Raw genomic sequence first — 24,529 nt, 5'->3', positions numbered from 1 at the left:
GACCCCCCCCCCCCCCCCCCCCCCCCCCCCCCCCCCCCCCCCCCCCTTTTTTTTTTCAAGCAGAAGACGGCATACGACATTAGCTGCAGTCTCGTGGGCTCGGAGATGTGTATAAGAGACAGGCCCAAACCGCCCAAACCGCCCAAGCCGCCCAAGAAGGGCAACGGCCACGGCAACGGGAACGGGAAGAAAGGCCCGTGAGCGCAGCGGGTCCGGCGGATCGCTGCGACGCGCATGAAGCGATCGACGGGCCGTTACGATCAGCCGCGTGAGTGACAACACTGAACCAGTCGTACTGGTCGAACAGCGCGACCGCATCCTGATCATCACCATCAACCGTCCGCAGGCCAAGAACGCGGTGAACGCCGACGTCAGCCGGGGCCTCGCCGATGCCATGGACCGACTCGACGGTGACGCCGGCCTGTCGGTGGGCATCCTGACCGGCGCCGGCGGCTCGTTCAGCGCGGGCATGGACCTCAAGGCGTTCGCCCGCGGCGAGAACGTGGCGATCGAGGGCCGAGGCCTGGGCTTCACCGAGCGCCCACCCGCCAAGCCGCTCATCGCCGCCGTGGAGGGCTACTGCCTCGCTGGCGGGTGCGAGCTGGCGCTGGCCACCGACCTGATCGTCGCGTCGAAGGAATCCGCGTTCGGCATCCCCGAGGTCAAGCGCGGCCTGGTCGCCGGCGGCGGCGGACTGCTGCGGTTGCCGCAGCGGCTCCCGTACGGCCTCGCGATGGAGCTCGCCCTGACCGGTGAGAGCCTGTCCGCGCAGCGCGCCCACGACCTCGGCATGGTCAACGTCCTCGCCGAGCCCGGACAGGCGCTGGAGGCCGCGATCGCGTTCGCCGAGAAGATCACCGCCAACGGTCCGCTCGCCGTCGCGGCGACCAAGCGGATCATCGTCGAATCCCGCGACTGGAACTCCCAGGAGATGTGGAAGAAGCAGGTCGAGATCTTCGGACCGGTCTTCATGTCCAACGACGCCAAGGAAGGCGCAATCGCGTTCGCCGAGAAGCGGGCGCCGAAGTGGACGGGAACCTAAGGGGTTTCGCAAAAGGGTTTTGTCGCCGCCGCCCGGGGCAACCGTAAGGCGTGGAAACGTTGTCCCGAGCGCGGCGCGCGCAGAAGCGCATCTTCAAGGTGCAGCGGCGAGTGTGGTTGTTACAGGTCGCGATGTGGCCGACATTGGCACTCGCAGGCATCGGAGCGGTCGCCGCGGTGGTCGTCCGGTACCGCGGGCGTGCCGACGAGCCGGGACCAGCGATCCCTTCGCCGACCGACGGCCTACCCCACCTCTGAGGAGACAGCGCATGGCGCAGAGCGACGATCTGCCGATCACCGACTACGACCAGCTGCCGTTGACCGAGTTGCGTCATCGCATCCGCGCGCTCGACGAACCCCAACTGCGCGCGGTGTTCGACCACGAGACCTCGCACGGCAACCGCATTCCGGTGCTCGAGGTGCTCCACGCGCGGCTCAAGGAGTTGACGCACGGCGCCGAGCCGTCGTCCGGTGACCCGAACAACGCACCCGAGGTGAGTGGCGCGGCGGGCGGATCGCCCGTGCAGGAGTCGACGGCCGCGCAGGGCAATACGCCGCTGCGGCACGGTGTCGCGAACCAGACGCCCGCGCGCGGCAAGCCGTAAGCCGCACCGCGAATCGTTGACCTCAACGGCCGTTCAGGTCGCAAGATGTGAGGCATGACGACGGATGTGCTGGCCGATCTGGACGTTGCGGCCTATCTGAACCGGATCGGATACACCGGTTCGAACGAGCCGACGCTGTCCACACTTCGCGGGTTGGTGGCCGCGCACAACCGATCGATCCCGTTCGAGAACCTCGATCCCTTGATGGGCATTCCGGTCGTCGATCTCAGCGCAGGGGCCCTCGCCCGCAAGCTCGTTCGCCGTCGCCGCGGCGGATACTGCTATGAGCAGAACGGTCTGATGGGTTACGTGCTCGAGGCACTGGGATACGACGTCGCTCGCCTTGCGGGCCGGGTGGTGTGGATGAACCAGTCGGGTGCCCTGCCCGCGCAGACCCATCAGGTGCTGGCGGTGCACATGCCGGGCGAGGACGGACAGTGGTTGGTCGACGTCGGGTTCGGCGGCCAGACGCTGTCGTCGCCGATCCGGCTCGAAGCCGGTCCCGTGCAGACCACCCGCCACGAGCCCTACCGGCTGCGCGAGCACGACGACGGGTATCTCCTGGAGGCCGAGATCCGCGGGGAGTGGCAGCCGCTGTACATGTTCGACTCTCGACCGCGACCGCAGATCGACCTCCAGGTTGGAAGTTGGTATGTCTCAACGTTTCCCGAGTCGGGCTTCGTGACCGGATTGACGGTGGCGCTGGTCACCGACGACGCTCGGTGGAATCTGCGTGGACGCAATCTGGCCGTCCACAGCGGCGGTGGCACCGAACGGATCCGCTTCGACACCGCGGCCGAGGTCCTCACCGAACTCACGGACCGCTTCGGCATCGATCTGGCCGACCTCGGCGACCACCGCGACATCGAGGCCCGCGTCCACGAGGTCTTGGACAGCTGAACGCAGCAGGAATCGTCATGGCCATCCGCGAGCGGCGCGGCCATACTCGTTGATCGTGAGCCAGCCAGCACGCCGCGACCGCCTGCGCGAACTGCTCGACGCGGTCGTCGACGCCGACAACAGCGGTGTGGACAGCATGGCCCGCAGCAGTCACGCCTCGGAGTTCCACTTCTCGCGGGAGGTCCGTCGGCTGACCGGCGAGTCGCCGGCCGCGATGCGTCGCCGCATCATGCTCGAACGGGCTGCCTGGCGACTGCAGCACGGTGAGCGGGTGGCCGCCGTCGCGGCCGACGAGGGATGGTCGTCGACCGAGGTGTTCTCACGCGCCTTCCGGCGCACCTTCGGTGTGCCGCCGTCGAGGGCCGCCGACGTCGCCTTCCGGGTCGCTGCGCCGAACGGGCTGCACTTCCATCCGCCGCACTCGCTGTGGCTGGACAACGCGGGCGAGGCAAAGGAGCCGGACATCTCTGGACTGATGGTGGCGCACGACGTCGCCGACACCGCGTACCTCATCGACCGCGCGACGGGCCTGACGAACGACCAATGGCGGGAGGCGATCTCACCCGGCCAGGTGGTGCTCGACTGGGACGGCGCGGAACCCAGTGTCGGCGCGGTGCTCGCAACGATCGTGTGGACCAAGCAGGTGTGGCTGGCCACGATCGACGGTCGCGACTTTCCCGATCGCACCGCCACAACGCCTGAGAACATGACCGCCGGACAGCTCGCCCAGCACCACGACGACATCGCAAAGCGCTGGACGGCAATGGTTTCCGAGTACGCCGCCGACGGCCGGATGGGGGACACCGTCATCGACGCGCTGTGTGATCCACCGGAGTCGTTCCAGCTGTACGGCATCGTCGCGCACGTGTTGGAGTACTCCGCGCACCGGCGCGGCCTGGCCCGCACGATGCTGGCCCGCCACGGTATCGATGTGCCCCGGGGCGATCCCTTGGAATGGATGCGGGGCAACTGATTTGGCGACGGTCTACTACACGGCGTCGAGCCTGGACGGTTACATCGTCGACGACCGCGACAGCCTGGACTGGCTGACCTCGCGCGACATCGACCAGAGCGGACCGTTCGGCTACGACGCGTTCATCGCGACGATCGGCGCCGTGGTGATGGGTTCGGCGACCTACGAATGGATCGTGCGCAACCACCCGGGCGACTGGATGTACGAGCAGCCGTCCTGGGTGATGACGCGTCGCCCGCACATCATCGAGCAGGGACACGACGTGCGGACGTTCGCCGGCGATGTCTCCGATCTGCACCCGACGATGGTGTCCGCCGCGGCGGGCAAGGACGTGTGGGTGGTCGGGGGAGGTGACGTCGCACGACAATTCGTGTCGGCGGGGCTGATCGACGAGATGATCGTCAGCTACGCTCCGTGCTCGCTGGGCGCGGGTTCGCCCGTGCTGCCGATCCGTTCGGAGTGGACGCTGGTCGAGTCGGCGGTCAACGGGGACTTCGTATGCGCCCGCTGGCGCTCGGCCTAGTTGCGGTCGGGCACGCCGTTGCGGCGGATGAAATCCCGTGACCTGATGAGGAATTCGACCTGCTGGGCTACGTCACGCAGCGGGTCGACGGAGCGCGTCGAGCGGCACAGCACCACGGCACCTTCCAGCGCCGCGATGCAGGTGATGGCGAGGGAGGCCGCGTCGGACTCGTCGAAACCGTCAGAGACGAACGCTCGCGTCAGCGCGTCACGCCAATGGCCGAAGATGCTGCCTGCCACCGTCGTCAGTTGGGGCTCGTCCTCGGCCGAACCGATTGCCGCGGCGACCACGGGACAACCCGCGGCGAATTCGCTTTCGACGAGCAGTTCCTCCCAGAACGCCACGAAGCTGCGGACCAGGTGCATGCCACCCTTGGCGGCCGCCTCGTCGATCTCCTTGGTGATCGCCTCACCCGCGAACCGGAGCGCCTCGCGCAGGATCTGATTGCGGCCGTCGGGAAAGTGGTAATAGACCGACCCGCGCGGGGCGCCGCTGCGGGTGAGCACCTCGTCGATCGTGACACCCGCTGCGCCGCGCTCCCGCATGACCTCGGCCGCGGCGATCAGCATCTTGGTGCGCGTCGATCCGCGCTTCGTGGCGGTCTTGGTGGCGGCGGAAGACAGATCAACCTCCAATCGAGTGGTCAGGCTGCGGGTGTGCGAGGCACTTGCGCCGGACGCCAGTTGAGTGGGCTGAAGCGAAAGACGGGCCGACGCCGGTCGTGCACCCGGTGGGTGAACCGGTATCCGGCGATGTTGACTTCAATGACCCACATGGGGTGCCTCCCTGGTTATGACGAAGAGCATAAAACCCAGAACACACCGAAGCAATTAATGTATTCCACATCACAGTGTTATCCGTGGTCAGTGCAGGTGGGAGCGTGGGACGCGGCTCAGCCGGGCAGAAGCCACAAGACGCCTGATTATGGTTTAAAGCATAATTCTTGGGCTCGCCACGCGCCTGAGCTGAACTGCAGGTCGCGGGTCCGTCGGACGGCTACGCTACGGCTCGACGCGAGAACGAAAGGCGCTCGTCATGGGCCACTACAGAAGCAACGCGCGGGATCTCGAGTTCAACCTGTTCGAGGTGCTTGGCCTGGACAAGGCCCTGGCGACCGGTGAGTTCGGTGACCTCGACGGGGATTCGGTGCGGCAGATGCTCGACGAGGCGGCTCGGCAGGCCGAGGGTCCGCTCGCCGAGTCCTTCGCCGAATCCGATCGCCACCCGCCCACCTTCGACCCGGCCGCTCACGAGGTGACCCTGCCCGAGCCGTTCAAGAAGTCGTTCCGGGCCTGGCAGCAGGGTGAGTGGTTCCGCGTCGGGATGGCGGAGGACATCGGCGGGGTGGCGGCGCCCGCCGCGGTCGAATGGGCGATCAACGAGTTCGTGCTCGGCGGAAATCCCGCGGTGTTCATCTATCAGGCTGGCTCGAAGATGGCCGACATCCTCTATGGCATCGGCAACGAACAGCAGCGGCACTGGGCATCGTTGATGGTGGAGCGCGACTGGTGCGCGACGATGGTGCTCACCGAACCCGACGCGGGTTCCGACGTCGGCGCCGGTCGGACCAAGGCCGTGCAGCAGCCGGACGGCACATGGCATCTAGACGGAGTCAAGCGGTTCATCACCAACGGTGACACCGGCGACCTGTTCGAGAACATCATGCATCTCGTGCTCGCCCGGCCCGAGGGAGCGGGCCCGGGCACCAAGGGCCTGAGCCTGTTCATCGTGCCGAAGTACCACTTCGACCCCGAGACCGGCGAGATCGGTGAGCGCAACGGCGTCTTCGTCACCAACGTCGAGCACAAGATGGGGCTGAAGGTGTCGGCGACGTGCGAGCTCACGTTCGGCCAACACGGCGTGCCCGCCGTCGGATGGCTGGTCAACGACTCCCACAACGGCATCGCCCAGATGTTCAAGGTCATCGAGTACGCCCGAATGATGGTGGGCACCAAGGCGATCGCTACGTTGTCGACCGGCTATCTCAATGCGCTCGACTACGCCAAGACGCGGGTGCAGGGCGCGGACATGACGCAGATGACCGACAAGACCGCGCCGCGGGTGACGATCCTGCACCATCCGGATGTGCGTCGCGCGCTGCTGACGCAGAAGTCCTACGCCGAAGGGTTGCGGGCGCTCTACCTCTATACCGCCGCCCACCAGGATGCCGCCGTGGCGCAGCTCGTGTCGGGCGCCGACGCCGAGATGGCCGAACGCGTCAACGATCTGCTGCTGCCGATCGTCAAAGGCGTGGGTTCGGAGCGGGCGTACCAGTGCCTGACCGAATCGCTGCAGACGTTCGGCGGTTCGGGCTTCCTGCAGGACTATCCGATCGAGCAGTACATCCGCGACGCCAAGATCGACTCGCTCTACGAGGGCACCACCGCGATCCAGGCGCAGGACTTCTTCTTCCGCAAGATCGCCCGCGACCAAGGCGCTGCGCTGGCGCACCTGGCCGGCCAGATCCAGGGATTCGTCGGCAGTGAGACCGCCCGTCCGGAACTTGCGGATGCTCGGGCGCTGCTGGCCACCGCGTTGCAGGATGTGCAGTCCATGGTCGCGTCGTTGACCGGATATCTGGTGTCGGCTCAGGAGAATCCGCGCGAGCTGTACCGCATCGGGCTGGGGTCCGTTCCGTTCCTGCTTGCCGTCGGCGATCTGGTCATCGGCTGGTTGTTGTTGCATCAGGCCGAGATTGCGCTCGCCGCACTCGACGGCGATGTCCCCGACAGTGACCACGCGTTCTATACGGGCAAGGTCGCCGCTGCGAAATTCTTCGCCAAGCACATGTTGCCGCTGTTGACCGCCCAGCGCGGCATCATCGAGACCGTGGGCCTCGAAGTCATGGACGTCCCCGAAGCCGCTTTCTGATACCGGCGAGCAGACGTAAAACTGCCTACTTTTACGCGATTTCAGGCAGTTTTACGTTCCCCTGCCTTCGGCGTGGGCCCAGCTCGCGGAAAGAAAGATCAGTCCTCGGGGGTGTAGCCGAACGGCAGCAGCACGCTCTTGTGCTCGACGTAGGCCTCGATGCCCTCGGGGCCGTTCTCGCGGCCGATGCCGGAGTTCTTGTAGCCGCCGAACGGGGCGCCGGGATCGAAGGCGTACATGTTGACCGCGTACGTACCGGTGCGGATCTTCGATGCGACCTCGAGCGCCTTCTTGTTGTCGGTGGTCCACACCGAACCCGCGAGCCCGTACACCGAGTCGTTGGCGATGCGGATCGCGTCCTCTTCGTCCTCGTAGGGGATGACCGCCAGCACGGGGCCGAAGATCTCCTCCTGGGCGATCGTCATCGAGTTGTCGACATCGGCGAACACGGTCGGCTGTACGAACCAGCCGTTGTCCAATCCCTCGGGACGGCCACCGCCGGTGACGATGCGGGCACCCTCGTCGACGCCCTTCTTGATGTAGGACTCGACGCGGTCGCGCTGCTTCTCCGAGATCAGCGGGCCGATCGCGGCGTTCGGGTCGTCGGGCAGGCCGACGGGCATCGCGCCGACGAAGTTCGCGACCTTCTCCACGACCTCCTCGTAGCGCGAGCGCGGCGCGAGGATGCGGGTCTGCGCGACGCAGGCCTGCCCGCTGTTCATCACACCGGAGAACCCGAGCATCGGCAGCGTGGAGTCCAGGTCGGCGTCCTCGAGGATGATCGCGGCGGACTTACCGCCGAGCTCCAGCGTGCACGGCTTGAGCTTCTCGGCGGCGATCTTGGCGATCTCCTTGCCCACCGCGCTGCTGCCGGTGAACGTGTACTTGTCGATCAGGTCGTTGGCGGTCAGCGCGCGACCGGTCTCCGGGCCGCCGGGCACGATCGACAGCACCCCTTCGGGCAGGCCGGCCTCGGCGAACATCTCGGCCATCGCGAACACCGACAGCGGCGTCTCGGCGGCCGGCTTGAGCACCACGGTGCAGCCGGCCAGTAGCGCCGGCCCGAGCTTGTTGGCGGCCAGGAAGAACGGCACGTTCCATGCGGTGACGGCGCCGACGACGCCGATCGGCTCGCGCAGCACCAGCGTCTGACCGTAGATGCCGTCGCGGATCTCCTTCCACGGGAACTTGTCCGCGGCGCCCGCGAAGTACTGGAACGCCGACATCGCGGCGCCGTACTGCATCATGTCGACGATCGTCTGTGGCTGACCGGTCTCGGCGGCCAACAGGAACTTGAGTTCCTCGCCGCGTTCCTCCATCAGCTTCACCGCCGCCGCCAGCACCTCGGCGCGCTCCTGCGGCGACTTGTGCGGCCACGGGCCCTCGTCGAACGCCTTGCGCGCGGCGGCGCAGGCCGCGTCGACGTCGGCGGCCGAGGCCAGCGGCACCTTGCCCACCACCTCACCGGTCGCGGGCGAGTGCACCTCGATCACATCCGAGGTGGCCGGCTCGACCCACTTACCGCCGATGAACAGCTTGTCCCACTGTGTCCGAAACGCGGTGCTCTGTGTCATGACCGTCACACTACCTATCGCGACGCAAAACGAGAACCTGTTGCAGTCGACCGTTCAGAGCGCCCGCAGGACCAGCACCAGGTTGCTCACGAGGAACTCCCGCAGCACCGGCACCTCGGTCAGCGACCACGCCCATCGCGGGTGGTAGCGGGGGAATGCGGCGATCAAGGCGCCGGTGCTCGCCGCCCACTGCAGGCCGTCGGCCGCCGACACCGCGAACAGTGACGAGCCGTAGTTGTTCTTCGGCGGATGACCGTGTCGACGGGTGTATCGGCGCGCGGCGCGGGCGCCGCCGAGGTAGTGCCACAGCCCGGTCTCGTGCCCGCCGAACGGGCCCAACCACACGGTGTACGACAGCACCACCAACCCGCCGGGCCTGGTCACCCGCAGCATCTCCGCGCCCATGCGCCAGGGGTGCCGCACATGTTCGGCGACGTTCGAGGACAGGCAGATGTCGACGCTGTCGTCGGCGAACGGCAACGCCATCCCGGACGCCCGCACGTAGGTGGTCGGTGTGACCGCCCCGGGAGCGGCGTGCATCTCGGCCGGATCCGGCTCGACCCCGATGTAGCGAAAACTCCTGTCCGTGAACGCTTCCGAGAAATATCCCGGCCCGCCCCCGACGTCGAGCACGGTGAGCCCGACCGGCGACGAATGACAAGCGCCGAGCCACAGGTCGGCGATCATGTCAGCGGTGTCGCGGCCGAGCGCGCCGTAGAAGCGGGCGGGGTCGGGTTGCTCGAAGCGGAACTCCGCGAGCAGGCGCAGCGACCGCGACAGCGTCGCCCGGTCGGCGAACCTGTCCGTGACTGACATGGAACCGAACCCTACGCAGCGCCTCGGCCCGACTACGCTGTTGCCGATGTCTTCCCGTCCGCTCCGATCGGTGCTGCTGCTGTGCTGGCGCGACACCGGCCATCCCCAAGGGGGCGGCAGCGAGGCCTACCTGCAGCGCATCGGCGCGCAGCTGGCCGCCTCGGGAGTCGAGGTCACGCTGCGCACCGCGCGCTATCCGGGGGCGCGGCGCCGCGAGGTCGTCGACGGAGTCCGGGTCAGCCGCGGCGGGGGACGGCACACGGTCTACATCTGGGCAGGGCTCGCGATGGTGTTCGCCCGCATCGGGCTGGGGCCGTTGCGACGCGTGCGGCCGGACGTGGTGATCGACACCCAGAACGGCATCCCGTTCATGGCGAGGCTCGCCTACGGGCGGCGCGTCGCGGTGCTCGTGCACCACTGCCACCGCGAACAGTGGCCGGTGGCCGGTCCCGTGAAGGGCCGCGTCGGGTGGTTCGTCGAGTCGAGGCTCTCGCCGCGGGCGCACCGGCGCAATCAGTACGTCACGGTGTCGCTGCCGTCGGCGCGCGATCTCGCGGCGTTGGGTGTGCGACCCGCACAGATCGCGGTGGTGCGCAACGGTCTCGACGATGCACCCGCGTCGACGTTGACCGGCCGGCGCGCGGCGACGCCGAAGGTGGTGGTGCTGTCAAGGCTGGTGCCGCACAAGCAGATCGAGGACGCGCTCGAATCCGTCGCCGCGCTGCGTCCGCGCATCCCGAACCTGACGCTCGACATCGTCGGCGGCGGCTGGTGGGAGCAGCGGCTCGTCGAACACGCCGCGCTGCTCGGCATCTCCGACGCCGTCACGTTCCACGGGCATATCGACGATGAAGCGAAACACCGTGTGCTGCAGGAAGCCTGGGTGCACGTTTTGCCGTCACGCAAAGAGGGTTGGGCGCTGGCGGTCATCGAAGCCGGCCAGCATTCGGTGCCCACCATCGGCTATAGATCCTCGGGCGGGCTGACCGACTCGGTCGTCGACGGCGTGACCGGCGTGCTGGTCGACGACTTCGACGGTCTGGTCGACGGTCTGGGCGAGCTGCTGTCCGACCATGTTCTGCGCGAACAACTCGGAACCAAGGCGCACGCCCGCTGCGGCGAATTCTCTTGGCAGCAGAGCGCCGACGCGATGCGCACCGTGCTCGAGTCCGTGCACTCCGGGCAATACGTCAGCGGCGTCGTATAGCCTTCGCGACGCTAGAACGGCGGCAGATCGTCCATCAGAACTCTCGGGTCGGTCGGCGGACCGGTACCCAGGGGGTAGAAGCTGCCGGAACTCGGAGTGGTCGGCGTGGTGTTCTCCGCTCGGATCGTGGCATTGAGGGCGCGCTCGCCTTGGATGCGCCGCTCGCGGTTCTGGCGGCGGGTCCGTCGGCGGGTGGGCATGCAGATCCCGCGTCCCGGTGTCGGTGCCGGCACCTCGGGCACGTGAAGCGTGCCGGTGGAGGCGCCGAGTTGCGGAAACAGCATCGCTCCGAACGGGGTCGTGGTGTGGATACGCCCGGTCGGACTGGTGAATATGACGGTGCCGTCGGGTTGCTGTTGCACGATCCAGCCGCCGGGTCCGTAGTAGAACGTCTTCATCAGGTGGTGCAGCCGGCAGAAGCAGGCGTTGTTGGACGGATGGGTGGGCCCATAGGGCCAGGGCGCGGCGTGGTCGATGTCGGATCGCCAGGCGGGGCGGTCGCAATTCATCCACCGGCAGGTGAGGTCGCGGGAGCGTACGAAGTTGGCCAGCGCGGTCGAGGGACGGTACTGCGGTTCGGGTTCGGCGTTGTCGGGAGCCTCGACGGGGCGCCGCTGGGCGTGGCGCGCCACCTCGGCAACGGTCGGCGCCGGAACCGGGCCCAGCCCGGACACATACCCAGGTGTCGAGCCCGTGCCCTCGACGGTGTCCCGCTCGGCGAGCACATGGACCACTACGGTGGTTGCCGTTCTGCCGGCGGCAGGGCAGTCCGGCCGTTCGCATAGGCACGCCATCGCGTCTTCGTGGGCGAGGATCGCCGCGATCGCGTCCGCCCGGCGCTGGCGATGCGTACGTGGATCCTCCCGGCAGACCGTGGCGGCCAGCGCGTCGAGTCGCTGAGTCAAAGCCACCCCGTCGACGCCGCGTAGGCAGGCGACGATGTCGGCCATTCCGTATTGGCCCGGTGTGACGTCGAAATGGCGGTCGTCGTCACGGGATTTGGCTCGGCGCACCGCGTCCGGGTCGATTTGAAGGACAAGCCAGTCGACGACCTCGACAAGCTTGTTGTACGACAGGTGGTTCCATTGGGCGGCCCGGTCGGCGAAGATCGCGTCGATCAGTGCGCAGGCGTCCTCGCTGACCATGAGCTCGGTGCGATAGATCAGCATGTTGACCACCAGCCAGTCGATCTCACCGGCGGCGAACAGCTTCGCCACCTTGGGAAGCCGTTGGATCAGGGCCTGGCCCGAGCTCATCATGGACGAGGCCCGTCCGCGGCTGATGCCGAGTTCGGCACCGATCTCGGCAGCCACGACCTCCCAGTCGTCGACCACCTTGTCGTCGTTCACGCCATCGCATTCGGGGACGCGGCGCAGGCTGAAGTGCCCGATAGCCAACAGCTGACGCGCGAACTCCCGTCGGCTCGCGCGCTGCGCCTGGCCCATCAGGTCGACCAGCCCCGCGTCGCTCGCCGTGTCGAACATACGTGCGATTGTAAGTGTCGGGTATGACATCCGGTTGCCGCCAGCCGACGGCGAGGTCATCGACGGTGAGGTGCCCTGACTCGTGGCGGCGCCTTGCTCAACCTCCGCGCCATCCCGACACCCGCGCCCGCAACCAGCATCGCCAGCCACGCCAGGTGCGCGGCCACCACCACCGCCCTTTTGTCGGCCGGCGGCGTCGAGCCACCCACGCGATACAGCCTGAGGTCGTCGTCGGCATAGGCCACGGGTAGCGGCAAAGGTGTTGTCGCACCGCTCGATTCGACGCCGCTTGATTCTACGACGACCCAGCCGACGCCCGCGTCCGCGAGCAGTCGGCGGTCGGCGCTCTCGACGAGGATCTCCTGCACGTCGCGGGCGCGTTGCCCTTCGCCGTACACGGTGCGGTCACCGATCTGCAGATCGCCGGTGGTCAAGACGTCGGCGCGCACCCACCGAGGCAGCGGGTCGAGCACCGGCGCGTCGCCCGCCCACTCGAACCGCCGCATGCTGCCCATCGGCATCACGGCGACCGTGCGCGGGTCTTCGTTGATCAGAGCGGCCACCTTCGCCCATCCCGGCGGATACTGCACGGCCGCGACCCGGCCGCCCACCCCCCACGCCAGGTCCGGCAGCGTCGCGATCAACGCCACGCAGCAGAGCGTCGCGGCCACCGCGGCCGGTACCCGGCGTCCCGCGACGACGACCGCACCAGCACCGGCCAGCGCGTAGCCGGGCATCGCCAGCGCCACCCACTTCTGCCCGTCTCGGACCACCCCGAGGCCGGGAAAGGCGCGGATGACCGCCTCGAGCAGGCTGAGCCCCGGCCCGGTGGCCATCAGCGCGGGCAGCACGACGGCCACCCCGGCGAGCACCATGAGCGGCACCGCCGCGGGCCGCCGCAATACGACCGGCAGGCCAAGAGCCACCACAGCGAGCATCACCACGGTGGCGACGATCGCGAAAAGCGTTGTACGAGAGGGCGGTACCGCATCGGCATTCCAGATACCGCCCAGCCCGGCCAGGCTGAACAGCGTCCCGAGGCCCGGTTCTGCGCGAGCCGCAAACGCGACGACACCGTCGGCCTGCGACGACTCCAACGAGCGCGCCACCGCCGCCGCCACCAACCACGGCAACGCCGCGACCACCGTCATACCCAGCGCCACGCCCGCACACCGCCCCCGCCGCCAGCCCTGCCCGGGGGCGACGACGCACACGAGCGCGACCGTCGCCGCCAACAGCAGCCCGGTCGGCGTCAGCCCTGCCAGCGCCATCCAAAACGCCAGCGCCGCCACCGAACTCCACCCCGCCGACTCCCGCAGCCGCAGCATCGTCGCGGCGACCCACGGCAGGCACCCGTAGCCGACGAGAAGACTCCAGTGGCCCTGCAACAGGCGCTCGGCGACGTACGGATTCCACACCGCGACCGTCGCCGCCACACACTGGCCGGCGACCCCGGACTCGGGCACCACCGCCGCGGCCAGCCGCGCGGCACCCCAGCCCGCCAGCCACAACCCCGCAACCAGCAGTGTCTTGGCCACCACGCCGCCGTCGACCACCGAAGACACAACGGCCATGAAGAAGTCCTGCGGCAGCGCCCGCGGCGCGGCCTCGGACAGGCCGAGCGCGGCGTCAGACAGATAGGAGCGCGGCGTGGACACCGCGTCGCGCACCAGCAGATATCCGGGCGCCAGCAGCGGCACCGTCACCGCAAGGGCAAGCACCAGCGCATACGCCGGTGCCACAACCGACCGCCGAATCAGACCGGTCTGTCCGGGGGCAGGTCGGTCGGGCGAGATGTCGGGATCTTCTCGGTCTTGGCCTCGGCGCCCGGAACCTTGATGCCCTGGGTGTCGAAGAACCCGTGGTCGGCTTCGTCGAGCCCGGGGTCGATCAGCGCGGACTCCGCGCGCAGGCTGAACGAGCCGAGGAGGGCACCGCCGACCAGCAGCACGAGCCCCGTCGCGGTGAACGTGATCGGCAGGATGCGGCCCCACAGCGCGACCCGGTCGCGCTCGTCGCCGGCGCTGGCGACCTGCGACTCGACGGTCTCGTCGTTGAACGCGACCTTGTAGTCGACGAACGTCACCTCGGGCTTGAGCGGTTCGCGGGCGTAGTAGTGGTAGCCGTGCTCGTCCTTCTTGACGATCGTCCCGGACACCGGGTCGACCCAGAAGGTGCGCTGCGCGGCATAATACCGCGACATCGTGATCGGTTCGTCGGGCTCACCCGGCACGCCCCACATCGCGGCGCGCGCGGTGACCTCGCTGTCGGCGTCGTCCTCGTAGAGCGACGCGTACTTCACCGGCTCGACGAGCTTGCCGTCCGAGTCGTACCCGACGTTCTGCACGAACCGGTAGGTGGTCAAGCCGTTGACGTCTTCTTCGCCGTCGTAGTTGGCGTCGAACGCCTTCTGCGCGATCGGGTCGAAGACGGAGTAGGTCTTCTTCTCGGTGTCGAACGGGAACCGGTAGGCCAGGCCCTCGTGCGGCAGCGCGATGTTGGTCGGGGGCTTGTCGTCCTCCATGGCGCGCGGCTTCTGCACCGCACCGCCCGGATTGCTCTCGCTGGACACGGCCTCGGCGGTGCTGCGGTTGACGGTCACGGTGTCGACCAGGGCCAGCAGCAGCCCAGCGTCCTGCTGCCTGTCGGTGCGGCGCAGCGTGGAGCCCACCTGCAGCGTCACCACGTCGGCGTTCGACGGCGATTCCACCGAGAGCTGCTCCTGTTGGACCATCGGCACATCCCGGTCCACGACGAAGCGTTCCCCGTTCAGCGACGCCGGGTCGAAGGCCGTGCCGCTGCCGTCGCTGATCAGCGTGGCCTCGAGGTCCAGCGGGATCTTGGCGATCTTGCTGTGGGTGTAGGTGGACAGCAACAACGCGGCGATCAGCAGGGCGGCACCCAGCCCCAAGATTCCGCATGCCGCAATCCGCAGCGCCACTGCGCGGTTCAAACCGTGCCTCCTTCACCTGCGGTATGCCCGCAGAAACCCGTTTGACCCTAACAGCACAATTTAAGGTCGTCGTTTAGTCCGGCCGCATCCGCGCACCCGTGGTCAGCGTGTTTGGTTCTACCCGGCACACTGATTGCCGTGACCGGTGAGACGCGCGACGAGCAGGTGGGCGGCACCCGCGGGTTCCTGCCTGCCGTCGAGGGCATGCGCGCCTGCGCCGCGGTCGGCGTCGTCGTCACCCACGTCGCCTTCCAGACCGGCCACACCGGTGGCGTCACCGGACGCCTGTTCGGGCGGTTCGACCTCGCGGTCGCGGTGTTCTTCGCACTGTCGGGCTTTCTGCTGTGGCGCGGGCATGCCGCCGCCGCGCGCGGGTTGCGGCCGATCCCGCCGACCGGCCACTACCTGCGCTCGCGGCTGGTCCGCATCATGCCCGGCTACCTCATCGCGGTGGTGGTGATCCTGTCGCTGCTGCCGGAGGCCCGCGCGGACCTGACCGTGTGGTTGGCCAACCTCACGCTGACCCAGATCTATGTGCCGTTGACGCTGACCGCGGGGCTGACGCAGATGTGGAGCCTCTCGGTCGAGGTCGCCTTCTATATCGCCCTGCCGGTGCTCGCGCTGCTGGTGCGCCGGGTGCCGGTGCGCGCCCGCATCCCCGTCATCGCCGTCGCGGGCATCGCCAGCCTGGCGTGGGCGGTGCTGCCGATCGCGACGCCCGATGGCGTCAACCACCTGAACTGGCCGCCGGCGTTCTTCTCCTGGTTCGCGGCGGGCATGCTGCTCGCCGAGCTGACGGTCACGCCCGTCGGGTGGCCGCACCGGCTGGCCCGGCGGCGGGTGCTGATGGCCGCCCTCGCGATCGTCGCGTTCCTGATCGCGGCCTCACCGATCGCGGGTCCCGAGGGACTGACCCCGGGCACCGTCAGCCAGTTCGTCGTCAAGACCGCGATGGGCGCGGTGGTCGCCGGCGCACTGCTGGCGCCGCTCGTGCTCGACCGGCCCGACACCCCGCACCGGCTGCTGGGCAACACGACGATGGTGACGCTGGGGCGATGGTCGTACGGACTGTTCATCTGGCACCTCGCCGCGCTGGCGATGGTGTTCCCGGTCATCGGCGAGTTCGCGTTCAACGGACACATGCCGGTGGTCCTGGTGCTGACGGTCGTGTTCGGATTCGCGATCGCCGCGGTCAGCTACGCGCTGGTGGAGTCACCGTGCCGAACGGCGTTGCGGCGCTGGGAGTATCGGCACGCCCGGCCCGTTCCGCCGCTGGACTCGTCGGTCAGCAGCGTGCCTGAGCCCGTCGCGCGATAACGGCGTCGCGCACCGCCGACCGCCTGGCCTTCCCCGCGTCGTCGCGCAGCGGTTCGTCGCTGAACTCGACCGTGCGCGGCACCTTGTGGCGTTCGACGCGTTCGGACAGGAACGCGATGACGTCCGCTTCCTCGAGATCGCCGTCGGCGTGCACCAGCGCGTGCGGCACCTGCCCCAGATCGTCGTGCGGGACACCGACCACCAGACACGACAGCACGGCCGGATGTTCGGCGAGTGCCGACTCGACCTCGGCGGGATAGACGTTCTTGCCCCCGACGGTGAACATGTCCACGCGCCGGTCGCTGAGGTAGAGGAACCCGTCCTCGTCGAAGTAGCCGAGGTCGCCCAGCGAGTCCCAGCCGTCGCGGGATTTCGCCGTCGCGCCGATGTAGCGGTAGGTGGGTGCGCTGCCTGGCGACGGCCGCATGTAGATCTCGCCGACCACCCCGGGCGGACATTCGTTGCCGTCGTCGTCGAGGACCTTCATCTCCCCGGCGACGACGACACCGACCGAGCCCGGATGGTCCAACCACTGGCTGCCCGTGATGAACGTCAACGCCTGTAATTCGGTGCCGCCGTACAGTTCCCAGAGCGCATCCGGTTGCAGGATCTCGATCCACGCCCGCTTGACCGCGGGCGGACACGGCGCGCCGACGTGCCAGAACCGTCGGATCGACGACAGGTCGTAGGCAGCGGGATCGGCCCGGTAGACCGGAATCAAGCGCTGCATGATCGTCGGCACCGTCGTCAGGAACGTCACGCGATACTCGGTGACCAGACGGAGGAACTCGTGCGGTTCGAACTTCGGCATGAGCACGAGGTGATGGCCCTGCACGAGCCCGATCGCGAACGTGGTGAACCCGGTGTTGTGGCTCATCGGCACCGAGATCAGGTTGACGTCACCTTCCTGCGCCCCAAGGGGATAACCGACCAGCGGCGGGAAACGGCTGTCGCCGCCCGCCTCGATCAGCTTGGGCCGCCCGGTGCTGCCGCCCGACGCCATCGCCTTGAGCACCGGCGACACCTTCTCCGGCAGCGGCTCATCCGACAGACCCTGATCGGGAACGAAACCCGATGGCACGCTGGGTATCAGACCGGCAGGGTCCTCGCGGCCGACGATCAGGGCGCGTGGGCGCAGCTCGAGCAGGCCACTCAGTTCGGCGTCGGGCAGCCGCGGTGACAGTGGCTGCGGTATCGCACCGAGCTTCCACGTCGCCAGCACCGCCTGCGCCCACTCGATCGAGTTCGGCAACACCACGGTGACGTAATCGCCCTCTCCCACACCGAGTTCGGCATAGGCGCGGGCCAGTCGGTTGGCCGACGCGTCCAGCTCACCGCGGGTGAGGGTGACGCCCTCGCAGGTGACCGCGGGCGCGTCCGGTTCGGCCGCGGCCAGCCGCGACACCTGCGTGCTGATCGGTGGGGTCGGCTCGGTCACGTCAGTAACCGCCCCGCGCCTCGAAGATCCGGCGCGGATTGTCGACGAGCATCGTCGTGAGCTGTTCGTCGGTGACGCCTCGCTCCTTGAGGGCCGGGATCACGTCGTTGTGGATGTGCAGGTAGTGCCAGTTGGGCATGGTCTGCGGGATCATTCCCTCCGGCAGCCAGTCGATGAAGCAGGACGCATCGTGCGACAGCACCATCTTGTCGGCGTGCCCGCGCTCGCACATCCGCGCGACGGTGTCCACCCGCTCCTCGAAGCCGAGGAAGACGTCGACGCCGAACCGGTCCATCCCGATGTAGGAGCCCGCGTCGATCAGCTGCTCCAGGTAGTCGATGTCGGTGCTGTCACCGGAGTGCCCGATGACGACGCGCGAGAGGTCGACGCCTTCCTCGCTGAACACGCGCTGCTGATCCAGGCCGCGCTTGGTCGCGGCGTGGGTGTGGGTCGAGATCGGGACGCCGGTCTCGCGGTGCGCCTGCGCGACGGCGCGCAGCACCCGCTCGACGCCGGGGGTCAGGCCCGGTTCGTCGGTCGCGCACTTGAGGATCGCCGCTTTGACGTTGGTGCCGGCGATGCCGGTGGTGATGTCGCGGACGAACATGTCGACCATGGGCTCGCCGAGCGGCGTCTCTGGCCCGCTGAAGTGGAAGAACATCGGGACGTCGTTGTAGGTGTAGACACCGGTCGCGACGATGATGTTGATGTCGGTCTGCGCGGCGAGGCGTTCGATGCGCGGAATGTAGCGCCCCATGCCGATCACGGTGAGATCGACGATGCTGTCGACACCGCGGGACTTCAGCTCGTTGAGGCGGACGATCGCGTCGGCCTCGCGCTGGGCCTCGTCGCCCCACACCTCCGGATAGTTGGTGGTGATGTCGAGGGATTGGATGAAGACGTGTTCGTGCATAAGCGTGACACCGAGATCCGCACTGTCGATCAGGCCACGGGCGGTGTTCAATTCCGGCACGCGGCCGATGCTACGAGATAGCGGAGGATCAATCGGGTACTTGAAACGTGATCCACAGGAAAGGCCAGAACAATATGGCGGCATCGTCGAGTGTCCGCGCCGCACCGTCGGCGTGGGCACCGCTGTCCTCGCCGACCTACCGTGCGCTGTGGATCGCACAGCTCGTCTCGAATCTCGGCACCTGGATGCAGACCGTCGGCGCGCAGTGGATGCTGGTCGCCGATCCCAACGCCGCCGTGCTCGTGCCCCTGGTTCAGACGGCGACGACGTTGCCGGTGATGTTGTTGGCGCTGCCGTCCGGCGTGGTGGCCGACCTGACCGACCGGCGACGGCTGCTGATCGCCACGCAGTCGGCGATGGCGGCCGGTGTCTCTCTGCTGGCGATCCTGACCGGAGTGGGGCTGACGACGCCCACCGTCTTGCTGATCCTGTTGTTCCTGGTCGGCTGCGGACAGGCGCTGACCGCTCCGGCGTGGCAGGCCATTCAGCCCGAACTCGTTCCGCGCGAACAGATTCCGGCCGCGGCAGCGCTGACCAGCCTGGCCATGAACAGTGCGAGGGCGATCGGGCCGGCGATCGCGGGTGCGCTGGTGTCGTTGTCGGGGCCCACGATGGTGTTCGCCCTGAACGCGCTGTCATTCGCCGGGATCGTGGTGGTGCTCTTCTCGTGGCGCCGGCCCACCACGGATCGGTTGCTGCCGACCGAGCGCCCGTTGTCGGCGTTGACCGCGGGCGGACGCTACATCCGCAGTTCGCCGGTGATCCGCCGCATCCTGCTGCGGGCGCTGCTGTTCATCGCCCCGGGTAGCGCGTTGTGGGGGCTGCTGGCGGTCATCGCCGACCGGCAGCTGCATCTGTCGTCCGCGGGCTACGGCGTGCTGCTGGGCGCCCTGGGCGTCGGAGCGGTCTGCGGGGCGATGGTGTTGTCCCGGCTGCAGGTGCGGTTCGGGCGCAATGCGCTGCTGACCGTCGGCGCGGTCGGTTTCGCGCTCGCGACCGTCGTGCTCGCGCTCGTTCCGGTGCTGAGCGTTGTCATCGTCGCGATGGTCGTCGGCGGCCTGTCGTGGTTGCTCACCTTGTCGACGCTGAACGCGTCGATGCAGCTGAGCCTTCCGGCCTGGGTGCGCGCGCGCGGGCTGTCGGTCTACCAGTTGGTGTTCATGGGCGGACAGGCCATCGGCTCGCTGGTCTGGGGCCTGGTAGCCGGCGCCACCAGCAGCGTGACGGCCTTGCTGATCGCGGCCGGGATGCTCGCCGTGTGCGCGGTGTCGCTGGTGTGGTGGCCGCTGCACCCGGGCACCGGCAATCTCGATGTCGAACCGTCGGCGCACTGGCCGGAGCCGGCGCTGGTGTTCGAACCCGCCCCGCCCGACGGACCGGTCTTGGTGCTCAAGACGTACAAGGTCGCAGCGGAGAACGAGGCATCGTTCATCGCCGCGATGGACCGGGTGAGGCGCTCACGCCAGCGGACCGGGGCCGCGCAATGGCGGTTGTTCCGCAGCGGCGAATTCCCCCACACGTTCGTCGAGGCGTTTGTCGTGCGGTCGTGGTACGAGCACCTGCACCAACACGTCGTGCGGCAGACGGGTCAGGACCTGATCGCCGAACAGGAGGTCGAGAAGTACGTCGTCGGCGAACCCAAGCTCGAGCACCTGATCGCGGTCAACTGAGCCGGCTCGACCGGATGGGCACGGTCGATGCGGCGACGGTGGCCACCGAGATCAGCGTCAGCAGCTGCACACCCCACGAATGTCCGATGTAGCCGTCGACCGATCGCCACGGGTTCTGGCTCAACACCGCCCCGGCGAGGATCAGCCCGCCGGCCGCGGCAGTGACCGTGATTGCCTCGCAGAGCTTTTCGCGGTTGCGCAGCAGATAGCGGATTCCCAGCGCAACTCCGACGATCACGAAGCCCGTCACCCCCGAGATGGCGGTGCCCGTGAGCAGTGCCGCGGCGCCCACCGCGTACGGGTGCGGACGCCACACCGGCACCGGGTTCGCGGGGGCGGGTCGCCTGCGCATCGGCAGCAACGCCAACAGGGCGAGCACCGGCAGCAGCGCCAGGCCTCCGATGAGCCCGGCGCGGTAGGGCGCGTTCGCCGGGAAACTCAGCGTGACCGGCCCTGCCGTGCCCGGCGGCAGTACCCACCCCTGCTGCCAGCCGTTCACCGTGATCGGCGTCAGTGCGGTTCCACCGCTGTCGCGGGCGACCCACCCGGGGTTGATGCTTTCCGGGACGACGAGGATGCGGGACGCCGACGACGGGGCGACGGTCACCTCACGGCGGTCCGCGCTCCAATGCCCGACGTGCGCGGGAGTGGTTGGCGCCGGGCGTATTTCGTCGGCCTGCGGCCCGGCGAGTCGTGCCCCGTCGACGATGAACGCGCCGCCGGGGCTGATGACCAGCTCTTGCTGTCCCTCGGGCAGCAGGATCGGTTCGGTCCGGCACGGGTGTGCGGCGACGGGCTCACCGTCGAGCAGCGCACCGACGGTCGTGGTGAGCGAGGTCTGCACGAACTCACCCGCGATACCGATGACCGGCCCCTTGCCACAGGGCATTTCGATCCTGCGCTCGCGGTTGGCATCGGCGTCGGCGGCGGCGATTGGTTCGCCCCGTGCGTCGAGCGCGGTGACCTCGGCGAGGCCGGGCGGCTTGAGCTGGTCGAAGCCGAGCGCGGTGCGGTCGATGACGTCGTCCCAGTCGAGGATGGAGACCGTCACGGTGTCGGTGACCTGCGGTTTGAGGTGCAGCGTCTGCGCGCCCGCGTCGCCGGCCACCGGACGGATCTGCGGGCCGTCGCCGAGGTCGACCGCCACCAGCGTCGGATGTGCCGGCAGCTCCGAGGGACTCGGTGTCACCTGCAGCCCGGCGACCTCGCTTCGGCGGGGCAGCTTCAGCGTCAGCGTGGGCGGCGTCCCCTGTTGGACGACACCCTGAGGGGCGGTCCACGCCGTGCCTGCATCGCCATCGGCCGCGGCGTAGGCCGAACCGAGCACATCGATCGGATCGGCGTCGCCCATCGCACGTGCGGCGCCCGGCGCGCTGATCAGGTCGGCCAGCTTCGGCCCCTGACGGGCCCGCACCCACACCGTCGGCGTCACCGCGATCGGCGCCGGCACGGTCAGCGTGCGGCTCAGGTTGACCGGCTCCTCCGCTGAGAGCGCCATCAACGCGGCGCAGCGGTAACCGGTCGGGCTCTCGGCGCAGCCCGAACGGCCCAGCAATTCCGATCCCAGATCCCATTGCGCCACAGTCGAACCCGGTGGCGGACCGGGCACCGCGACAGTGTGGCGCAGGCTGACGGGGTGGGCGAAGCCGTTCGCGTCGTACTGAGTGACGGCGAGGTCGGTGATGCCGAACTGCACGCCCGCCGAACCGTCGTCGGTCGCGACGGCGGTGAGCCGCACCCACGGTGATTCGCCGTAGGGCAGGGCGGCGGTCAGCGGTTTGCCCGCTTCATCGAAGCGAAGGGTGCTGGTCCCGTTGACCGTCGAGATCTCGATGCGCCGGATCTGCGCACCGACCGCGGTGGCGCTGGGCGTGACGGTGATGGTCGCGTTGGTGACGGGGTGGTCGAAGTCCACCTGCATCCACTGGCCGATCGCGGACTGCAGCGAGTTCGACACCCAACTCGTCGACGGGTCGGCGTCCACCGCCGCGGCCGGACCGGTCGCTGGTGCGACGTTGGGAAGCGCGGTCGAATCGGCCGCCGAACTCGACACCGACACGCGGCCGCCGTTCCACTGCCCGTAGACGAGATCGGCGCCGGGAGAGGGATAGTCGATGACCCGGTTGTGGGTGTGGCGTGGATCGTCGGGGGTGCGGATCGCCGAGGAATGGTCGTCGACGCGGCCGTAGTCGGTCTCCCGGGCGAGTGGGGTGTCGGTGACTGTGACGACGGGGGTCGGCACGCCCGCGCGTTCGGCGTCGGGGGTCAACAGCATCGGTCCCAGCGGCGGCCGGCCCTGTAACCGGCGGCGCTCGTCGAGCCGCAGCAGCGCCTCGGGCGCACCGTCCACCCGCGCCATGCGATCCGTATCGACGAGGTAAGGCGTCACGGGGATTTCGGCGTGCACCCGGTAGATCTCGACGGCGGGGTAGCGGGGCCGCAGGCCGCTGTCGGAGACGAATCCGGCCAGGGTACCGGCGCCGACCGGATTGCCGAACTCGGCGACCTTCTCCAGGCCGGGTGAGCCGTCGACGGCGCGGTGCACCAGCAGCGGTCGCGCCGAACGGGACGACTCCGGATCCAAGTCGTTGCGCACGACGACATACGAAATACCCTGGCGGGCAAGGGTATCCGCCAAGCCTGCGGACGGTCTACCCGCGGCGAACAGTCGCTGCACGGAGTCCAGCGCGCGGATGGTCTCCGGCGGGGTCAGCGGTATGGAGTCGCGCACACCCCACGGGCTGTCGCCGAGGACCTGCAGCGGTTCGTCGTGGCTGTTGCCCCACACCTGGGTGGCGAACGGAGCACCCGGCGCGACCAGAACGCGGCCGTCGGTGTTGTGTTCGTCGAGCCAGTCGGCGGTGTCATGCCAGTACTGCGGGATCGCCTCGAAAGCACCTGGGGGAGTAAGCCGTCCGGTCCACGCCAGCGACGTTCCCGCGGCCAGCGCAACCAGCACCACGATCCCCACCGCCACGCGTTTGTCCCGTTCGGGGTGTGCCAGCGCGGTCGTCCACTGCTCGCGCGGTGCGCTCCCCGGCAGCGGGATGCGCCCGAGCAGATGCGCCAACCCCAACGCCAGCGGCAGCCGTAACAGCGGTTCGAGCTTGTGCAGGTTGCGCAGCGGCGTCCCGGACGCGTCGAGGAACGCCTGAACCTGCAGCGCGACGGGCGAGCCGAGCCCGCCGGAATAGCCGAGCGCCAGTAGCGTGACCCCGACCAAAAGGATGATGATCAGCCGACCGCGGGCGGGCATCGTCTTCAAGGCCAGCCCCGCCAGGCCCGCGACGGCCACCAGGGTGGTGGCCAGCACCGCGACCGAACCGGTCACCAGCGAGGCGCCGGCCGTCGCGTTGGGCGCCACGAACGGCGTCCACGCGTCGGTGCCGCGCAGCATCTCGGTCAGCGACATCCACCGCGTGGTCACACCCGAGGATTCGATGAAGTCGAGGAACGGCGGGCTGACCCGGCCCAGCATCAGCAGCGCGACGACCCACCACAGCACCGCCAGCGCGATACCGAGCGCCCACCATGCGGTGAACCGCCACCACTGCCTCGTGGGCCGGTGGCACGCCAACCAGATGACCGCACACAGGCAGCCGGTGATCGTGGCCACCGCGTTGACCGCACCCATCAACGCAATCGCCACCGCGGATCGCATCGCGAGCACCCGCACTCGCGGATCGCCCCGCAGCACCAGGATCACCGGCAGCAGCACCCACGGCGCCAGCATCATCGGAAGGGTCTCGGAGGAGATCGCGCCGAGCGTGGTCAGCACCCGCGGGGACAGTGCATACGCGACCGCGGCGATGACGCGCGACGTCGGGCTGCCGATGCCGCGCCCGTCGTTGAGCGCCTCGGCCACCCGCACGATGCCCCAGAACCCGACGACCAGCAGCAGCGCCCACCACAGCCGCTGAGTGACCCAGCCGGGCAGCCCGACGACGTCGCCGATCAGGAAGAAGGTGCCGTGCGGGAACAGGTAGCCGTAGGCCTGGTTCTGCGCCTGACCGAACGGCAGCTCGCTGTTCCAGAGGTTGAACGCGCGCGCCAGGAATCGCAGCGGGTTGGCGGTCAGGTCAAGCTTGGTGTCGGGGGAGATCTGTCCGGGTGACTGGGCGAACGTCAGGACAAGTGCCGCCGCAGCGGCCACCCACAACCAGCGCCGGGAGAGCGGGGTCGTC

General features: G+C 68.6%; 20 protein-coding genes. 10 read left to right on the top strand and 10 right to left on the bottom strand.

Annotated elements, in window-relative coordinates; all coding sequences use genetic code 11:
• Positions 1–259 precede the first annotated feature (259 nt).
• The 6 genes from A5752_RS06305 to A5752_RS06280 are packed head-to-tail and all read left to right on the top strand — an operon-like array spanning position 260 to position 4,042.
• Positions 260–1,042 (top strand): crotonase/enoyl-CoA hydratase family protein, encoded by a 783-nt coding sequence (locus A5752_RS06305; protein WP_067083381.1) that lies wholly within the window; start codon positions 260–262, stop codon positions 1,040–1,042.
• 50 nt (positions 1,043–1,092) lie between these two features.
• Positions 1,093–1,299 carry a hypothetical protein gene (locus tag A5752_RS06300; RefSeq protein ID WP_067083380.1) on the top strand — a complete coding sequence of 69 codons (207 nt, stop codon included), beginning with the start codon at positions 1,093–1,095 and terminating at the stop codon, positions 1,297–1,299.
• An 11-nt stretch (positions 1,300–1,310) separates the two neighbouring features.
• On the top strand, positions 1,311–1,646 hold the full coding sequence (locus tag A5752_RS06295; protein ID WP_067083378.1) for a DUF8129 domain-containing protein: 336 nt from the start codon (positions 1,311–1,313) through the stop codon (positions 1,644–1,646).
• 54 nt (positions 1,647–1,700) lie between these two features.
• Positions 1,701–2,546 (top strand): arylamine N-acetyltransferase family protein, encoded by an 846-nt coding sequence (locus A5752_RS06290; protein ID WP_067083377.1) that lies wholly within the window; start codon positions 1,701–1,703, stop codon positions 2,544–2,546.
• Positions 2,547–2,601: 55 nt separating this feature from the next.
• Positions 2,602–3,519: a helix-turn-helix domain-containing protein gene (locus A5752_RS06285; protein ID WP_067083414.1), complete on the top strand. Its 918-nt coding sequence runs from the start codon at positions 2,602–2,604 to the stop codon at positions 3,517–3,519.
• A 1-nt stretch (position 3,520) separates the two neighbouring features.
• Positions 3,521–4,042: a dihydrofolate reductase family protein gene (locus A5752_RS06280; protein WP_067083375.1), complete on the top strand. Its 522-nt coding sequence runs from the start codon at positions 3,521–3,523 to the stop codon at positions 4,040–4,042.
• Here the strand turns inward: A5752_RS06280 and A5752_RS06275 are convergent.
• Complete coding sequence (locus A5752_RS06275; RefSeq protein WP_067083373.1) at positions 4,039–4,611, bottom strand: TetR/AcrR family transcriptional regulator; 573 nt, start codon at positions 4,609–4,611, stop codon at positions 4,039–4,041. The genes A5752_RS06280 and A5752_RS06275 overlap by 4 nt on opposite strands.
• 74 nt (positions 4,612–4,685) lie before the next feature.
• Entirely contained in the window at positions 4,686–4,817 is a 132-nt protein-coding gene (locus A5752_RS28145) for a hypothetical protein (protein WP_286150407.1), read from the bottom strand.
• Positions 4,818–5,077: 260 nt separating this feature from the next.
• Between A5752_RS28145 and A5752_RS06270 the strand changes: the two genes are divergently transcribed.
• Complete coding sequence (locus tag A5752_RS06270; protein WP_067083372.1) at positions 5,078–6,913, top strand: acyl-CoA dehydrogenase; 1,836 nt, start codon at positions 5,078–5,080, stop codon at positions 6,911–6,913.
• Between the two features lie 98 nt (positions 6,914–7,011).
• Here A5752_RS06270 and A5752_RS06265 read toward each other — a convergent pair whose 3' ends face one another.
• A complete protein-coding gene (locus A5752_RS06265) occupies positions 7,012–8,487 on the bottom strand; it encodes an aldehyde dehydrogenase (protein WP_067083370.1) in 1,476 nt (491 codons plus the stop codon).
• Between the two features lie 54 nt (positions 8,488–8,541).
• Complete coding sequence (locus A5752_RS06260; protein ID WP_067083369.1) at positions 8,542–9,303, bottom strand: class I SAM-dependent methyltransferase; 762 nt, start codon at positions 9,301–9,303, stop codon at positions 8,542–8,544.
• A gap of 46 nt (positions 9,304–9,349) precedes the next feature.
• Between A5752_RS06260 and A5752_RS06255 the strand changes: the two genes are divergently transcribed.
• Positions 9,350–10,510, top strand: coding sequence for a glycosyltransferase family 4 protein (locus A5752_RS06255; RefSeq protein ID WP_067083413.1), 1,161 nt, complete (start codon positions 9,350–9,352; stop codon positions 10,508–10,510).
• An 11-nt stretch (positions 10,511–10,521) separates the two neighbouring features.
• Here the strand turns inward: A5752_RS06255 and A5752_RS06250 are convergent, their stop codons facing one another.
• From A5752_RS06250 to pgfA, 3 genes are read right to left on the bottom strand one after another with little or no spacing between them, the layout of a single operon-like run.
• On the bottom strand, positions 10,522–11,994 hold the full coding sequence (locus A5752_RS06250) for a 13E12 repeat family protein (protein ID WP_067083367.1): 1,473 nt from the start codon (positions 11,992–11,994) through the stop codon (positions 10,522–10,524).
• 56 nt (positions 11,995–12,050) lie between these two features.
• Complete coding sequence (locus A5752_RS06245; RefSeq protein WP_197500552.1) at positions 12,051–13,736, bottom strand: MmpA family trehalose lipid delivery protein; 1,686 nt, start codon at positions 13,734–13,736, stop codon at positions 12,051–12,053.
• A 14-nt stretch (positions 13,737–13,750) separates the two neighbouring features.
• Positions 13,751–14,947 carry a cell envelope lipid trafficking protein PgfA gene (gene pgfA, locus A5752_RS06240; RefSeq protein ID WP_067083365.1) on the bottom strand — a complete coding sequence of 399 codons (1,197 nt, stop codon included), beginning with the start codon at positions 14,945–14,947 and terminating at the stop codon, positions 13,751–13,753.
• Between the two features lie 204 nt (positions 14,948–15,151).
• Here pgfA and A5752_RS06235 point away from each other — a divergent pair, with 204 nt between their 5' ends.
• Entirely contained in the window at positions 15,152–16,264 is a 1,113-nt protein-coding gene (locus tag A5752_RS06235; protein WP_067083410.1) for an acyltransferase family protein, read from the top strand.
• On the opposite strand, the gene A5752_RS06230 is transcribed toward A5752_RS06235, so the two are convergent.
• On the bottom strand, positions 16,233–17,702 hold the full coding sequence (locus A5752_RS06230; RefSeq protein WP_067083363.1) for an AMP-binding protein: 1,470 nt from the start codon (positions 17,700–17,702) through the stop codon (positions 16,233–16,235). The genes A5752_RS06235 and A5752_RS06230 overlap by 32 nt on opposite strands.
• A 1-nt stretch (position 17,703) precedes the next feature.
• Complete coding sequence (locus A5752_RS06225; protein WP_067083361.1) at positions 17,704–18,675, bottom strand: phosphotriesterase family protein; 972 nt, start codon at positions 18,673–18,675, stop codon at positions 17,704–17,706.
• Positions 18,676–18,749: 74 nt separating this feature from the next.
• Here A5752_RS06225 and A5752_RS06220 point away from each other — a divergent pair, with 74 nt between their 5' ends.
• The gene (locus A5752_RS06220; RefSeq protein WP_067083359.1) at positions 18,750–20,345 is read left to right on the top strand and encodes an MFS transporter; all 1,596 of its coding nucleotides are present in this window, start codon (positions 18,750–18,752) and stop codon (positions 20,343–20,345) included.
• Here the strand turns inward: A5752_RS06220 and A5752_RS06215 are convergent.
• Entirely contained in the window at positions 20,338–24,498 is a 4,161-nt protein-coding gene (locus A5752_RS06215; RefSeq protein ID WP_067083358.1) for a DUF3367 domain-containing protein, read from the bottom strand. The two genes, A5752_RS06220 and A5752_RS06215, sit on opposite strands and share 8 nt — an antisense overlap.
• Positions 24,499–24,529: the final 31 nt, after the last annotated feature.

This window comes from Mycobacterium sp. 852002-51961_SCH5331710, assembly GCF_001665535.1.
Lineage (GTDB): Bacteria > Actinomycetota > Actinomycetes > Mycobacteriales > Mycobacteriaceae > Mycobacterium.
Note: the sequence above shows the minus strand (reverse complement) of the source record. Positions and strands in the feature narration are given on the sequence as shown.